This is a genomic window from Psychrobacter sp. S4(2024), from assembly GCF_036861305.1.
In the GTDB taxonomy this organism is placed as follows: Bacteria; Pseudomonadota; Gammaproteobacteria; order Pseudomonadales; family Moraxellaceae; genus Psychrobacter; species Psychrobacter cryohalolentis.
In genome coordinates this window covers 1,110,862-1,125,155 of the sequence record NZ_JAZAQR010000001.1, presented here as the reverse complement: position 1 = coordinate 1,125,155, position 14,294 = coordinate 1,110,862, and the positions used below count along the sequence as shown (strand labels likewise).

At 41.2% G+C, this 14,294-nt stretch carries 12 protein-coding genes; 8 read left to right on the top strand and 4 right to left on the bottom strand.

Annotated features, from left to right (window positions below):
• Positions 1-361 precede the first annotated feature (361 nt).
• From VLA57_RS04840 to VLA57_RS04815, 6 genes are all read left to right on the top strand, one after another.
• Positions 362-1,420, top strand: a complete 1,059-nt coding sequence (locus VLA57_RS04840; protein ID WP_020444375.1) for a TRAP transporter substrate-binding protein — start codon at positions 362-364, stop codon at positions 1,418-1,420.
• A gap of 16 nt (positions 1,421-1,436) precedes the next feature.
• Positions 1,437-1,964: a TRAP transporter small permease gene (locus VLA57_RS04835; RefSeq protein ID WP_133104871.1), complete on the top strand. Its 528-nt coding sequence runs from the start codon at positions 1,437-1,439 to the stop codon at positions 1,962-1,964.
• Positions 1,961-3,250, top strand: coding sequence for a TRAP transporter large permease (locus tag VLA57_RS04830; RefSeq protein ID WP_133104870.1), 1,290 nt, complete (start codon positions 1,961-1,963; stop codon positions 3,248-3,250). The genes VLA57_RS04835 and VLA57_RS04830 overlap by 4 nt, the downstream gene beginning before the upstream one ends.
• A gap of 144 nt (positions 3,251-3,394) precedes the next feature.
• Positions 3,395-3,613 (top strand): dodecin family protein, encoded by a 219-nt coding sequence (locus tag VLA57_RS04825; RefSeq protein WP_041753268.1) that lies wholly within the window; start codon positions 3,395-3,397, stop codon positions 3,611-3,613.
• Between the two features lie 166 nt (positions 3,614-3,779).
• A complete protein-coding gene (locus VLA57_RS04820) occupies positions 3,780-4,832 on the top strand; it encodes a 5'-nucleotidase (RefSeq protein ID WP_133104869.1) in 1,053 nt (350 codons plus the stop codon).
• A 36-nt stretch (positions 4,833-4,868) separates the two neighbouring features.
• On the top strand, positions 4,869-5,474 hold the full coding sequence (locus tag VLA57_RS04815; protein WP_133104868.1) for a rhomboid family intramembrane serine protease: 606 nt from the start codon (positions 4,869-4,871) through the stop codon (positions 5,472-5,474).
• Positions 5,475-5,564: 90 nt separating this feature from the next.
• On the opposite strand, the gene VLA57_RS04810 is transcribed toward VLA57_RS04815, so the two are convergent.
• From VLA57_RS04810 to VLA57_RS04800, 3 genes are all read right to left on the bottom strand, one after another.
• Positions 5,565-6,110: a hypothetical protein gene (locus tag VLA57_RS04810; RefSeq protein ID WP_133104867.1), complete on the bottom strand. Its 546-nt coding sequence runs from the start codon at positions 6,108-6,110 to the stop codon at positions 5,565-5,567.
• Positions 6,111-6,392: 282 nt separating this feature from the next.
• On the bottom strand, positions 6,393-8,261 hold the full coding sequence (locus VLA57_RS04805) for a sodium:solute symporter family protein (RefSeq protein ID WP_133104866.1): 1,869 nt from the start codon (positions 8,259-8,261) through the stop codon (positions 6,393-6,395).
• A 4-nt stretch (positions 8,262-8,265) separates the two neighbouring features.
• Positions 8,266-8,526: a DUF4212 domain-containing protein gene (locus VLA57_RS04800; protein ID WP_011514563.1), complete on the bottom strand. Its 261-nt coding sequence runs from the start codon at positions 8,524-8,526 to the stop codon at positions 8,266-8,268.
• A gap of 1,072 nt (positions 8,527-9,598) precedes the next feature.
• Here VLA57_RS04800 and VLA57_RS04795 point away from each other — a divergent pair.
• A complete protein-coding gene (locus VLA57_RS04795; protein WP_011514562.1) occupies positions 9,599-11,095 on the top strand; it encodes an alanine/glycine:cation symporter family protein in 1,497 nt (498 codons plus the stop codon).
• Positions 11,096-11,215: 120 nt separating this feature from the next.
• Here the strand turns inward: VLA57_RS04795 and VLA57_RS04790 are convergent, their stop codons facing one another.
• On the bottom strand, positions 11,216-12,853 hold the full coding sequence (locus VLA57_RS04790; RefSeq protein WP_133104878.1) for an electron transfer flavoprotein-ubiquinone oxidoreductase: 1,638 nt from the start codon (positions 12,851-12,853) through the stop codon (positions 11,216-11,218).
• 639 nt (positions 12,854-13,492) lie between these two features.
• On the opposite strand from VLA57_RS04790, the gene VLA57_RS04785 reads away from it, so the two are divergent.
• Entirely contained in the window at positions 13,493-14,248 is a 756-nt protein-coding gene (locus VLA57_RS04785; RefSeq protein ID WP_020444368.1) for a DUF1285 domain-containing protein, read from the top strand.
• The last annotated feature ends 46 nt before the right edge of the window (positions 14,249-14,294 follow it).

The following is a 14,294-nucleotide window of genomic DNA, read 5'->3' as shown; positions in this document are numbered from 1 at the left end:
AGTGTGGTTCGCCCATGTGAGAGTAGGTCATCGTCAGCTCTCTATTCTGAAATATCCCCCGACTAGTTATCTAGGCGGGGGATTTTCTTTGCCTGACGTTTGGATGAGTGAGTGTTTATTTGCAGTTGAAAGGCTCAAATAAGCTTTTTCTGTTATGAAAATCGCTATATCTTATATTCAATATATTCCTTGGTATTCATTTAAAATGATTTGACTTATATCGTTATAGCTGCTAATTTTAAAGAGTATTTCAACTTTAGTTAATTAAAAGCATTTATAGAGTCTATACGGAAATTGACCTTATAATTAACTTATTAGTAAATACTCATACCCTATCCATGGTTATCAAAAGGAATTGATAATGAAGTTAGCTCCTCTTTTTTCAATAGGTGCATTAGCAGCTATTAGCCTTCTAGGTTGTTCTAATCAAGCTTCTGATAGTACTGATGCTTCTGCAGCAACTTCTCAAGAAACAACCACATTGCGCTTTTCTCATTTTTGGCCAGCAACCTCATCTATTAGTACAGAGGTCTTTGAACCTTGGGCTAAGCAAATAGAAGCAGATTCTAATGGTCGTTTAAAAGTAGAGTTATATCCTTCAGCAGGTCTTGCTAAAGCAGACGTTACTTATGAATCTGCTGCCAAAGGCACGATAGATATTGGCTCACAAGCACACGGCTATACCAATGGTCGCTTTCCTTTAACTCAGATTACTGAGCTTCCTGGTTTATCAAACTCAGCGACTCAGATGGGTTGTATGCTCCAAACTCTATATGAAGATGGTACTTTAGCTGGTGAATATGAAGATACGCATATGTTGTTTATGTATGGTGCTGGACCGGGTGCGTTGCATACAACGAACAAATTAATTCGCACACCTGAAGATATGAAGGGTATGCGTATTCGCCGTCCTTCTGCCGTCGCTGGCGACATTATTGAAAGTGCGGGTGCCTCACCAGTCGGTTTGCCTGCCAATGACATGTATACCTCTTTACAACGCGGCGTCGTTGATGGCTTGAGTTTTCCATGGGAAGCTGTTACCGCCTTTAAAATTGACGAAATCACCAAATACCATACCAATATACCTTTTTATAGTTCAGCGCTTATGGTGACTATGAATAAAGATAAATATGAGAGTTTACCGGATGATTTGAAAAAGGTACTGGATAAAAACTCAGGTATGGCGCTTGCCAATAAGGTTGGTGAAGTATTTGATAAACATGATGATATGGCCATAGAAGCAGCTAGGAAAAAAGGTGATGAAATCGTTGAAATCCCTGATCCATTAAATGATCCTAACTGGAAAGGACCGCTTGAGAAAGGCACCAATAAATATCTTGCTGATGTTAAAGCGCTAGGTCTAGATGCAGATGGCGTTTATGCTAAAGCAAAAGCCGCCAGTGCAGCCTGTAAGGTCTAACCTAAAGGAGTTTCGCATGGTATTTTTAGTTAAACTGAGCATCCTCATTTCAAGGTTATGTCAATTCATTGGTGGTATCAGTCTCATTATCATTGTACTGACCACCATGCTAGATGTCATTGCCCGCTATATATTTAAGCTCACTGGTGGAGAGTTTGGATTTACGGTCAAAGGCAGTGTTGAGATTGTCTCTTACTTCATGCTCTTTGCTTTACTTGGTGCTTTTGCTGCTTTTGTTGAACGCTCACAAATTATTGTCGATGTATTCACACAAAAGATGTCAAAAGCCTTGAAAGGTTACATGATGGGCACCTTTATGATGGGGTTCTTTATCATTGGTATTGTATTCGCATGGGGTCTCTATGAAAGCGCTTTTGATGCAATAGAGTACGGCAAAGTCACCCAAGACCTTCGAATATCTATGATGCCCATTTACGCTATTAGTGCCTTCTTAAGCATTTTACTTGCCATTCGCTCATTGATCGAATCCATCAATATCTTTAAAACAGGCGAGTTCTTTGACGCTGAGGAGACAGGCGCATGAGTCCAGAAATTATTGGTGCCATTGGTTTGTTATGTATGATTGCGATGGTCATGCTGCGTGTTCCTGTCGCACTTGCGATGCTTGGTGTTGGTTTGGTTGGCTTTGGTGCCGTGACAGCACCGATTGGTGCTGTACAGATGCTCAAAGACTTACCTGTTGATGTTTTAGCGAAATATGATTTTAGTGCTATTCCATTGTTCATACTTATGGGTGTCTTTGCTTCTCATTCTGGTATGGCAGGGAAGTTATTTGATGCTACTCGAACTATCTTTGGTGGCGTTAGGGGTAGTCTAGGTATTGCTGGTATTGGTTCATCCGGTATCTTTGCATCCATTTCAGGGTCATCATTGGCGACAGCGTCTACCATGACCAAAGTAGCATTGCCACAAATGGAGAAGTACGGTTATCAGCCAGGCTTTGCCTGCGGTATTCTAGCCGCTGGTGGGACTTTGGGAATCATGATTCCGCCCAGTATTGCACTGCTGGTCTATGCCATCTTAACCCAGCAGTCAGTTGGTGATATGTTTATCGCTGGTTTCTTACCGGGTATGCTTGGCATGGTGATGTACTCAATCACTGTTATGATCATGGTGCGCTGGAAGCCACATTTAGCACAACGTGGGGAGCCTACTTCTTGGAAACAAAAGCTCATCTCTTTGACAGGTCTTATTCCCTTTAGCTTTATCTTTATCGTCATTATCGCGGGTATTTTCTTTGGGCTATTTACCCCAACAGAAGGCGCTGCAGTTGGGGCGTTTGTATCGTGGGCTTATGCTTTTGCCAAAGGCATGCGAATGACGGGGCTTAAGCAATCATTAATTGAGACGCTTGCCCTCTCTGCGGTGGTCTTTTTTATGTTACTTGGTGCTGAAGCACTCGGCTACTTTATCTCAGTATCGCGCTTGTCTTATAGTTTGGCGACGTGGATTGGTACATTGGCAGTTAGCCCAATGATAGTATTGATCTGCATTTTGATTATGTACTTTCTGTTAGGCTTGTTCATGGATGCCCTAGCGATGCTGGTGATTACGATTCCGGTGGTGTTCCCAATCATTGTTGCGTTAGGTTATGATCCGGTTTGGTTTGGTATTATTGCAGTATTAACCGTAGAGCTTGGATTAATCACGCCGCCAATGGGTATGAATATCTTTGTGATTAAGGCAATGGCACCGCATATTAAGCTGTCCGATATGTTCAAGGGGGTGATGCCCTTTATTGTCTCTGACTTGATTCGCTTAGTCATTTTGGTCGCGTTTCCAGCGATATCTTTAGTGCTACTAAGTTAATTCCTACATAAAATAACACTGGAGCATTGTTGCGTACTATGTATAACGCTAGAATAATTGAGAGACATCGCTTTGAAGTAGCATCTCTACGATAAGCTTGTCTTAAAACACTCATTTTAGAATCACATGGATGCGAGAAATACTATGACTATTGCTAAGAATATCGAGATCAGTAGTACCTCTGAAAGCAGTTTTGAAGATGCTATTCAACAAGGTATTGAGCGGATTTCTAAGACCGTCAATAATGTTGAAGGCGCTTGGATAAAAGAGCAAAAAGTAGGGGTTACTGATGGAAAAATCAGTAAATATCATGTCATTATGATTGTAAGCTTTGTTATTAATGATGGTACTGATATTAGCTAAGTGTTGCTTGAAACCTAAAAAAGACTGCGATTGCAGTCTTTTTTTTGTCATAAAAAAAATATATTGAGGATTGTTGTGATTAGCAGGAGTAGCCACACGGCTTGCCTAAATATGTAGTAAAATAAAACGCTACCATTTTGAATATTTAGAATAGAAGTAAACATTTATGGCTGTCGATTTTAGTAACACGCTCATAGTCGCGATTTCTGCAACCGCTTTATTTGATTTGTCAGAGTCTGAGAATCATCTCATATCGCTTTTACAGCAGCGTCCCCACGATGCCGTTAAAGAGTTCCGCAACTATATGACTGAGCGTGAAAATGACCCGTTGACCATTGGCGCAGGTTATCCGCTGATTAAAGCACTATTGAATTTAAATCATTATTGTCATGATTGTGATAATAAGAATGACGGTGTCAATGCACCCTTGGTAGAAGTGGTCATTGTCTCAAAAAGTAGCCCTGATACAGGTATTCAAGTCCTAAATGCAATACGTGAACATGGGTTAACCATTTCGCGCTCAGCATTTATATCTGGCAGCCCTATTGCACCTTATATCAAAGATTTTAATGTGGATTTGTTTTTGACGACCAATCTTGAAGATGCGCAGCAGGTTGCAGATGCTGATATCTGTGCTTGTGCGATATTAGATGCCACGCCAGTCAATACTTATGAGTTGGATACCAAGCAGTTGCGTATTGCCTTCGATGGTGATGCAGTGTTATTTGATGATTCAGGCGAGCTGCTTTATAAGCAAAAAGGGTTACAAGCGTTTCATGACCGTGAAGCCAAAATGCGCGATTTACCGATAGAAAAAGGTCCTTATGCAGAGTTATTAATTAAGCTGTCCAAAATGCAAGAGCGTCTGCCAGCAAGCTTGCATTCCTGTCCGATGAAAATAGCCTTGGTGACGGCTCGCAATGCCCCAGCTGACTTACGAGCGATAAAAACATTGCGTAATTGGGGCGTAGATATTGATATGGCGTTTTTTTTGGGAGGGCTTGAAAAGACTTCGGTACTTAAAACATTTGCGCCGCATATTTTCTTTGATGATTCAGTTAAGCATATCGATGCGGCTCGTAGCTTTGTACCAACGGCGCTAGTGCCTTATCATTCAACCTCGCTATTACACGCCAGTAGTATATTAACTGCCAATAAAGATGCGTCATCGCTATCTTTTAAACCCGTAGAAACGACGATTTTATCTACCAGTCAGTAACATGCGTTTAACAAGATGAAAAGGATAAAACAGTAGATGAAGTGGCAGCAATTGGCGACGCTTGTAATCGTACGCATTAAGCAAGTATTTGGTCTATATGCTTTTGTACTGATACCAATGTGGGTGATGTTTTTTCTTAATGACACTGTATTTTTTGGTCTATGGAATATTTTTGGTATTGTGCCGCGAGCATTGGATATTGGCAGTATGATAGGGGTATTTGCTTCATGGACGATGCATGGTAATTTCTCACATTTAGTGGGAAATTCGCTGACACTGATGCAGATTTTGTTCTTATTTGGTTTATTTGAAAATAACGCTTATCGTACTATTCTTAAGCTTATCATCGCCTCAGGTATAATGACTTGGATAATAGCTTCGCCACTGACGATTCATATCGGCGCTTCAGGGCTGTGTTTTGCGATGCTTGGGTTTATGATAGGTGGGGCAGTGTTCGCTAGGCGTTGGGGCTATTTACTTGCTTGTATTGTGATGGGTACGGGTTATTGGCTGACTATCAAACAAGGTTTGATACCGCAGCAAGGTATCTCATTTGCGGCGCATTTTGGTGGTCTATGCGCCGGATTGTTGTTGGGTGCCAATTCTAAACATGCTTATACGAAAGTGAATAATCGTTATTAGCCTCATTTTTCGGCAAATATATTTCGACAGACTTTTTAATAATTCATAAAGATAACGATAAGTCAGCTAACAGTGGCTTCAATGATTGAGTTATTTTTTACTAATACAAACATTGATATATAGCGGATCATTTTTTTCTAATGGACGCCAAGCAGTCGTTTGTTTCACATGCTCATCAATACTTAACTTACTGTTTTTTTCTTGTAGTACATAGTCTGCACGAGCAGGGGCGGCACAGTCGATCACTTGCGGTACTTGCTGTACACTTCTACGTCTCTCAAACAAATACAAATTGACCAAATACACCTCTGGGTTATCAGCGTTAGCACGAGCGTGTCCGCTATCAGCGGCTATAAAGCGTAACGTCTGTGGTTTAACGTACGACCACGGACGAAACCACGTACCTTCTTCAACTTTCTTGACGACATGAACGCCTTCAGGAAGCTGTGCAAGCTGTTGACCAAACCAGCTATATTCTTGGCTTATTTGGAAGCCAAAGATACCAATGGCACCAAATAATGGAATAAGCCATCTTGGCGCTTTCTTACCTGCAAGTTTGCTGAGGTGAGTGATGACCAGTGCTATCCCAGCTAGACCAAACCCAGCCGCTATGGTTGCGATAAACTCAAAAAGCATAAGACTTTTCCTTAACGCAATCAGCGCATTTCATATCAATTATTAAAAATAAAATCATGTGTACAGCCTTTTTAAGCACATTTATCATGACACTCATGCTTAACTTTCTCATTATTTTTACTTTTAAGAGGGGTGAGTAAAATTATCATGATTGGACGAATAGTATGTAAAAAATATCCCATGATCAGATTGGGATAAAAAAATCACTCACGAGCAGCTGCTGCCTGTGAGTGATATATTATCGTAAAAAACCATACGTCATTTGCTAGCTTATATCGAAGCTTAGTGGTCGATTGCGCCGCCAGCGCCACGTGGAGAACGTACACTTTCAACCAATTCTTGAATGTGTGCTGGTGGTGGCGCAGTCGCATAAGACACTGCGAATGCTACGATAAAGTTAAGCAAGGCACCAATCACACCAAATGATAATGGTGAGATACCAAACAACCAGTACTCTTCAGTATCAGGGAAGTTTGCTGTACCTGTAACGAAGAACCAGCCTTTAAAGATGAAGATATAAACTAAGATACTAATTAGACCTGTGAGCATACCAGCGATGGCGCCCAAGTTGTTAATACGTTTAGAGAAAATACCCATCATCAATGCAGGGAACAGTGAGGCACCAGCAATACCAAAGGCCAATGCAACGACCTGTGCAGCAAATCCTGGTGGATTAATACCTAAGTAGGTAGCAACCACAAGCGCAACAGCCATCGTGATACGTGCGACTTTTAGCTCGCCTGCATCAGTGATATTTGGATTAAGGTTACGTTTAATCAAATCATGACTGATCGCTGATGAGATGGCGAGAAGTAGACCAGCTGCTGTAGATAGCGCTGCTGCCAAACCACCTGCGGCGATAAGACCAATAACCCAACCTGGTAGCTGTGCGATTTCTGGGTTAGCCAATACTAAGATGTCAGCGTTGACATCAAGCTCGTTACCTGCCCAACCTCTATCAACAAATACACCATCACGCTCTAAAGCATGTTCAGCTTTTGCTTTTTCAACGGTAGTCGTTGCAGCAGCAACATCGCCGCCGTCAGTGGTTGCTGCAGCCAATGCTAGCTCTGCTGCACCAAGTCCACTATCACTATACAACTGGATACGACCGTCGTTATTTAAATCGTTATACTTAATAAGACCGGTTTCTTCCCATGTTCTCATCCAATCTGGACGTTGATCATATTCGATAGCAGGAGCGTCAACACCTTGTGGATAAACAGTATTAATTAGATTTAGACGCGCCATTGCACCTACTGCTGGGGCAGTGAAGTATAGGAGCGCGATAAATACCAACGTCCAACCAGCTGTCCAACGCGCATCTGCAACTTTAGGAACCGTGAAAAAGCGAATAATAACGTGAGGTAGACCCGCGGTACCAATCATCAGTGATAAAGTAAATAGCACCATATTCAGCTTGTTCGGTACGTCAGCGGTATAAGCGGTAAAGCCTAAGTCGACGACGATTTGGTCAAGCTTGGTTAGGATAGGAATGCCTGATTCAACATGGTTTGAGAACAAACCAAGACCTGGAATTGGGTTACCCGTCAACTCAAGTGAGATAAAGACGGCAGGAATCGTATAGGCAATCATAAGAACCACATACTGCGCAACCTGCGTGTAGGTAATCCCTTTCATACCACCAAGTACGGCGTAGAAGAATACAACAACAGCCGCAATAATCAGACCAGTGGTACTGTCAACTTCTAAGAAGCGTGAGAATGCCACACCAGCACCGGTCATCTGACCGATAACATAAGTGGTTGATGCGATAATCAAACAAACAACGGCAATCATAGCAGCGGTTTTAGAATAAAAGCGGTCACCGATAAAATCAGGAACTGTGAACTTACCGAATTTACGTAGGTAAGGTGCTAAGAGCATGGCGAGTAGAACATAACCACCCGTCCAACCCATTAAATAAGTTGATGCAGCATAACCACCAGTGGCGATAATACCAGCCATCGAGATAAATGACGCTGCACTCATCCAGTCAGCGGCGGTTGCCATACCGTTAACAACAGGATGTACACCGCCGCCAGCAACATAGAACTCACTGGTCGAACCTGCACGTGCCCACCAAGCGATACCGAAGTATAAAGCGAAGGACAGACCTACAAAAATGATATTAATCGTAAATTGACTCATAGGGCTATTCCTCGTCTACACCATATTGTTTATCTAGTTTATTCATGCGCCATGCATAGAAAAAGATGAGGGCGATAAATACGATAAGAGCACCTTGTTGTGCAAACCAAAAGCTTATATCAGTACCACCTATTCTAATACCTGACAATAATGGACGTAGCAAGATGCCAAAACCATAAGAGACTAAAGCCCAAATGACGAGGCTGACTTTAATGAGACGGAGATTGGCGCGCCAATAACCTGATGAATCGTTGTGGTTCTCCATAGGACAACTCCTTTTGCCTAACATAAAAACAAGGTCACTGATCTGAGTCTGACAAGTCCCTGTGCTTTAGTGTTTATCTTATTGTGAAAACAGTGTCTTACAACCATAAAAACGGTAGATGAAAGACTAAAGCAGAGCGATCAATCAAGATAAGTAACCCAACATTATCAAAATATGAACCAACTTTTCCAGTGTAAACGATACAGACACCGAGGATAAATTACTCGATATGACTGTTATAAAAGTTAAAGGATAAGAGTCGAGGTTAGTCGCTTAAAATCTAATCATTTAACAATAGATATTGAGACAGTCGATTAAATTTATTATATGGAAATAATGATGTGTAAAGAGGGAGGGGTCGGTACTCGCTGACAATCCTCTGTCTTATTATTATCATCTTCCCGATGACATTATTTTAATAATTAGAAATACATTCATGCCGATAAGTATTGCAAGCAGCTTTTATAAACTTATTAGGAATATATACAATATTGACTTATTTAACAATAAATAAATTTTATTTACTTTATGTAACTAAATATGTGTCTTGTAGAAACTATAACTAACTTATGTTAGTAGAAGCCAATAGATATCATAACTCTGAGACACTAGTATACTAAGACCTTAGTTGTATTAAGGATTTGTTATATTCGTTAGATTAATTGATAAAACCAAAAAATGGCATTTATTTTAAAAATAACGGTTATATAAATAACTATTTTTATTATGAATAAGTATGACATCAATATAATTTCAATATCATAACTATTGATTAGGTATAAAATTTTTTCATAAACTATAAATCATAATTATTATTTTATTCCTATTAGCTTATTACTAAGCAAAAGTTTATAAATAATCAATAATTAAAAAAAGCATAAAAACAGCTAAATTGTCTATAGTCAGTTAAAATACCGCCATATGATATACGTGATTTCCTTGTCATTTTATTGCTCAAATAGGTAATGATGATCAATAAGCAAAGAGAGAACGAAACATCATAAAAAGCCATTAGTTACATCAATTTATAACATATGCTAAAAGTATAGAATGTTAGTGAAGGGGATATAGTATGAACGAAGGCGTAGCAGGTTGGTTTAATAGCATCGTAAACTATGGTGTGAGTATCATTTGGGGTAATAATGATTGGTTGATTGCCAGCAATCCATGGTATGGACTGCTGATGTTCGTCTTAATTGGTGCAGGTCTATATTTTACCGTGGCGACTCGCTTTATCCAGTTTCGTCATTTTGGTCATATGTGGCAGTTATTACGAGTATCAAATCAAGGGCGTAAAGATGGTGGTATCAGCTCATTTGAAGCACTAATGACATCACTTGCTGCGCGAGTAGGGACGGGGAATCTAGCAGGGGTGGCAATTGCCATCTATTTGGGTGGACCGGGTGCTGTATTTTGGATGTGGATGACAGCGATTGTGGGTATGTCAACCAGCTTTATCGAGTCAACCCTTGCGCAAGCATACAAAGTACCGCATAACGATAATGTTTATCGCGGTGGACCGGCTTACTATATCGAAAAGGGTTTGGGTAAACGCTGGCTTGCCGTATTTTTCTCGCTATGTTTGCTGGTCGCTTTTGGCTTGGCGTTCAATGGTGTGCAATCCAATACCATTGCACAAGCGACTAATGAGGCGTTTGGTATTCCAACTTGGATGACCGGCTTGATATTAGTAGTGCTAGTCGCACCAGTAGTATTTGGTGGATTACGCTCTGTTGCGCGTATTGCTGGCAAAGTTGTACCAGTGATGGCGATTCTTTATATTCTCTTGGCACTCTATGTCATCTTGACCAATTTTAGCGAATTTCCAGCGGCGATTGCTTTGATTGTAAAGTCAGCATTTGGCTTTGAACAAGCAGCAGGTGGTGTGATTGGTTATGGTATTGCGCAAGCGATGATTAATGGTATTAAGCGTGGTCTATTTTCGAACGAAGCAGGTATGGGTTCAGCACCTAATGCCGCAGCGACTGCAAAAAGCCATCCTGATCATCCGGCAGTGCAAGGTTTTATGCAAATGTTGGGTGTGTTTTTGGACACATTAGTTATCTGTACAGCGACAGCTTCAATTATTATTCTCTCTGGCGTGGTTGATCCTAGTGTCGAGCAAGAAGGTATTCAATTAACACAGCTAGCATTGTCGCAATATGTAGGTGATATGGGTGTAATTTTCGTCGCGATTGCCATCTTCTTTTTCTCATTCACGTCTATCATTGCAAACTATAGCTATGGTGAATCAAATCTTGAATTTATCTCTGGCGAGAAAAATGCCAAAGTGATGATTATGATATTCCGCTTTATGGTCTTGGGCATGGTATTTATTGGCGCTGTCGCCAGCCTGCCAGCTATTTGGAACTTTGCCGATTTATCCATGGGTCTGATGGCATTGGTCAACTTAGTGGCTATTATCATCTTGTCGCCAGTAGCACTTAGAATATTACGTGACTATGAGCGTCAGATTAAAGAGGGCAAAACTGCTGATCAAATCAAGTTTAATCCTGATGATTTTGTGAAATTAAAAGATGAAGCCAATCGTGATGCGTGGACAGATTAAGCTGAAATCCTAGATATACAGCGATTAAATATACCTATAACAAAAAATCGCCCTTTTGAGGGCGATTTTTTTGCAGCTTATTTTAAATAATAACCATCTAAACAATATATAAATAACAATTTACATGTTTGGATAGTTAGGACCGCCGCCGCCTTCTGGCGTTACCCACGTGATGTTCTGTGAAGGGTCCTTAATATCACAAGTTTTGCAATGGACACAGTTTTGCGCATTGATGACAAATTTAGCGCCTTCCGCGTCTTTTACAATCTCATAAACACCAGCTGGGCAGTATAGACGCGCTGGCTCAGCATAGAGTGGTAAGTTGATAGTGACAGGCACTGTTGGATCAGTTAATTTTAAATGTACTGGTTGATCTTCAGTATGGTTGGTATTTGAGATAAATACTGACGATAATTTATCAAATACCAATTTGCCGTCCGGTTTTGCATAGGTTGGCTGATAGGCATGAGCCGCACGCTCAAGCTGATCATAATCTTTTTTATTGTCATGAATGGTCAAAGGCATTTTGCCGCCCATCAGATTTTGCTCTAAAAAGGTAAACGCGCCACCCATCCATTGACCCATACGGTGCATAGCAGGAGCAAAGTTACGTGCTTCATAGTTGTCTTTATACAACCAAGACTCTTCAAACATCGTAGTATAAGCCAGCACTTCATCATGTTGACGACCTTCTTGCAAGGCTGCGAAAATCGCCTCAGCCGCTAGCATCCCTGACTTCATTGAAGTATGGGTACCTTTGATTTTGGCAGGATTTAAGAAACCTGCGTCATCACCAGCTAATACACCACCTGGGAAGGTGAATTTTGGCAAGGAGTTTAAACCGCCTTTAGTTAACGAGCGTGCGCCGTAAGAAATACGTTTACCGCCTTCTAGAACATTACGGATAAGCGGATGTAGTTTTAGACGCTGCATCTCATCAAATGGCGACATATATGGATTAGAATAGGAGAGATCAATAACAAGACCAAAGCTTACTTGATTGTTTTCAGCGAAATACAACCACCAGCCTCCAGTTGAACCAGTGTCAGTCAAAGGCCAACCTGAACCATGCATGACCACACCTTCTTCATGCTTAGCAGGATCAATATCCCATAGCTCTTTTAGACCAATACCATAGTGTTGTGGGTCACAGTCTTTATCAAGATTAAAACGACTGATCAAGCGCTTGCCTAAGTGACCACGGCTACCTTCGGTAAATATAGTATATTTAGCAAGCAGCTCATAACCTGGCTCAAAGCTATGTTTCGCTTCGCCACTGGCAGCCACACCCATGTCGCCTGTCAATACGCCTTTAACTGAACCATCATCATTATATAAGATTTCATCAGCGGGGAAGCCTGGGAACATCATGACTTCTAGCTCTTCAGCTTGTTGAGCCAACCAACGAACGACGTTGCCTAATGAGACAATATAGTTGCCTTGGTTATGCATGCTGGCAGGAATGACCGAATCCATTAATTTGATAGATTTGGTCGCTGAACCCAGCATATAGACGCGATCTTCAATTGCAGGAACGTTTAGCGGTGCGCCTTTTTCTTTCCAATCTGGAATCAACTCATCCAAAGCGCGTGTTTCCATGACCGCACCAGAGAGAGTATGAGCGCCAAATTCCGAGCCTTTTTCGACCACACAAACCATGAACTCATCGTTACCTGCTGCGATGGCAAGCTGGCGTAGACGGATGGCAGCTGAAAGTCCGGCAGGTCCACCACCAACGATAATGACATCAAATTCCATTGACTCACGTTCTACTTCAGGCTCTGCTGCAACAGGTTCTGGCGCTTTGTCGACAACGACCGTTTCAGCAACTGGCTCAACGGCTTGCGTATCTACAATAACGGGCGTTTCTTCAGCGAGCACTTCTGGTGTCACCACTGTTGGCTCTGAATTTGCTGTGTCTGTCACGATTGGCGTGTCGATATTTACAGTATCACCATCAATAACTGGCGATTGATTGTCTTGCTCTTGCATACCTACTCCTAAACTTGTAGTGGCTTATCTCAGGGCATCATTAGCTTAACAATTGAATAATAAGGCTTGTGGCGCTAACTTTACTCAGACATATGGCTGCCCGATAAAAAGGGTCTTTACGGTATCAGTTGACGACGTTACGATGAAAGTGTTTTTAAAAACCTTCAAAACATAACGTAAAATGTGTCGTTAGTACAACGCCCACCAGACTAGTTCAAATAAAAAATCGTTACTTATTATAAAAGAAAAGTCCCACAAACACGATACGCATTTCACAACATCAGTGTTAAGGTAAGATTAAGACGGTGGGGGTACAATGACGATATTGTCTTATCATACCCGAAACTAAAATTTATAGTAATAACAGATTTGCCAAACTTTGATTACTACGTGAAGGATTGTACGATGACAGATAATAATAAAGATATCGATGCCACGACTGTAAAAGATGCTGAAACCTCTAATGACAAGCTGTCTGAGCTAAATACTATAGACAATTTGAGCCAATATTTAAAGTCTGCGGCAGGGACACGTGAAGGACGTGCCATACCGCCACTAGAAAATTGGCATCCTGAACAAATTGATGATATGGATTTGGTCATCAAAGCCAATGGCGAGTGGTGGCATGAAGGCGGACACATGACCCGAGAGTCATTAGTCAGTCTGTTTGCCACTATCTTATGGAAAGAAGAAAAAGACAGGGTGACTGAGTATTTCCTAAAGACGCCCGTACAGAAATTGCGTATCCAAGTGGAAGATGCGCCACTATTAATCAATGATGTCGGTATCGTCAACGAAGAAACTAATAGTTGGCTTGAATTTACCACGACAACGGGTGATGTCGTACGCTTAGATGATGAGCATCCTATTTTTTTACGTCCTTATGACTCTGTTAATGTGGAGGGTAATGAAAATAGAAATGATCACTCTAATGATATGGATGCTGTTCATAATAGTCACGGAGAGGAAAACCAACAACTAACATCTGAGGTACAAATGCGTCCTTATATGCTGGTTCGGAATGGATTGACGGCACTTATTGGTCGCAATGTATTTTATCATTTAATCGAGATTGGCGAATTGACAGAGCAAGATGGTAAAACCACGCTAACCCTGCAAAGTGGCGGTCATGCTTATACATTGACGATGACATCTATTTAACGGTCAATAATGAGCTATAATTAGGCAGTGATTGCTATTGATCTTG

Excerpts from the sequence above, each read along its gene's own strand:
- VLA57_RS04825 (WP_041753268.1), top strand. The coding sequence starts at position 3,395 with ATGACTATTGCTAAGAATATCGAGATCAGTAGTACCTCTGAAAGCAGT.
- VLA57_RS04830 (WP_133104870.1), top strand. The coding sequence starts at position 1,961 with ATGAGTCCAGAAATTATTGGTGCCATTGGTTTGTTATGTATGATTGCG.
- VLA57_RS04790 (WP_133104878.1), bottom strand. The coding sequence starts at position 12,853 with ATGGAATTTGATGTCATTATCGTTGGTGGTGGACCTGCCGGACTTTCA.
- VLA57_RS04785 (WP_020444368.1), top strand. The coding sequence starts at position 13,493 with ATGACAGATAATAATAAAGATATCGATGCCACGACTGTAAAAGATGCT.
- VLA57_RS04810 (WP_133104867.1), bottom strand. The coding sequence starts at position 6,110 with ATGCTTTTTGAGTTTATCGCAACCATAGCGGCTGGGTTTGGTCTAGCT.
- VLA57_RS04835 (WP_133104871.1), top strand. The coding sequence starts at position 1,437 with ATGGTATTTTTAGTTAAACTGAGCATCCTCATTTCAAGGTTATGTCAA.
- VLA57_RS04815 (WP_133104868.1), top strand. The coding sequence starts at position 4,869 with ATGAAGTGGCAGCAATTGGCGACGCTTGTAATCGTACGCATTAAGCAA.
- VLA57_RS04820 (WP_133104869.1), top strand. The coding sequence starts at position 3,780 with ATGGCTGTCGATTTTAGTAACACGCTCATAGTCGCGATTTCTGCAACC.
- VLA57_RS04800 (WP_011514563.1), bottom strand. The coding sequence starts at position 8,526 with ATGGAGAACCACAACGATTCATCAGGTTATTGGCGCGCCAATCTCCGT.
- VLA57_RS04840 (WP_020444375.1), top strand. The coding sequence starts at position 362 with ATGAAGTTAGCTCCTCTTTTTTCAATAGGTGCATTAGCAGCTATTAGC.
- VLA57_RS04805 (WP_133104866.1), bottom strand. The coding sequence starts at position 8,261 with ATGAGTCAATTTACGATTAATATCATTTTTGTAGGTCTGTCCTTCGCT.
- VLA57_RS04795 (WP_011514562.1), top strand. The coding sequence starts at position 9,599 with ATGAACGAAGGCGTAGCAGGTTGGTTTAATAGCATCGTAAACTATGGT.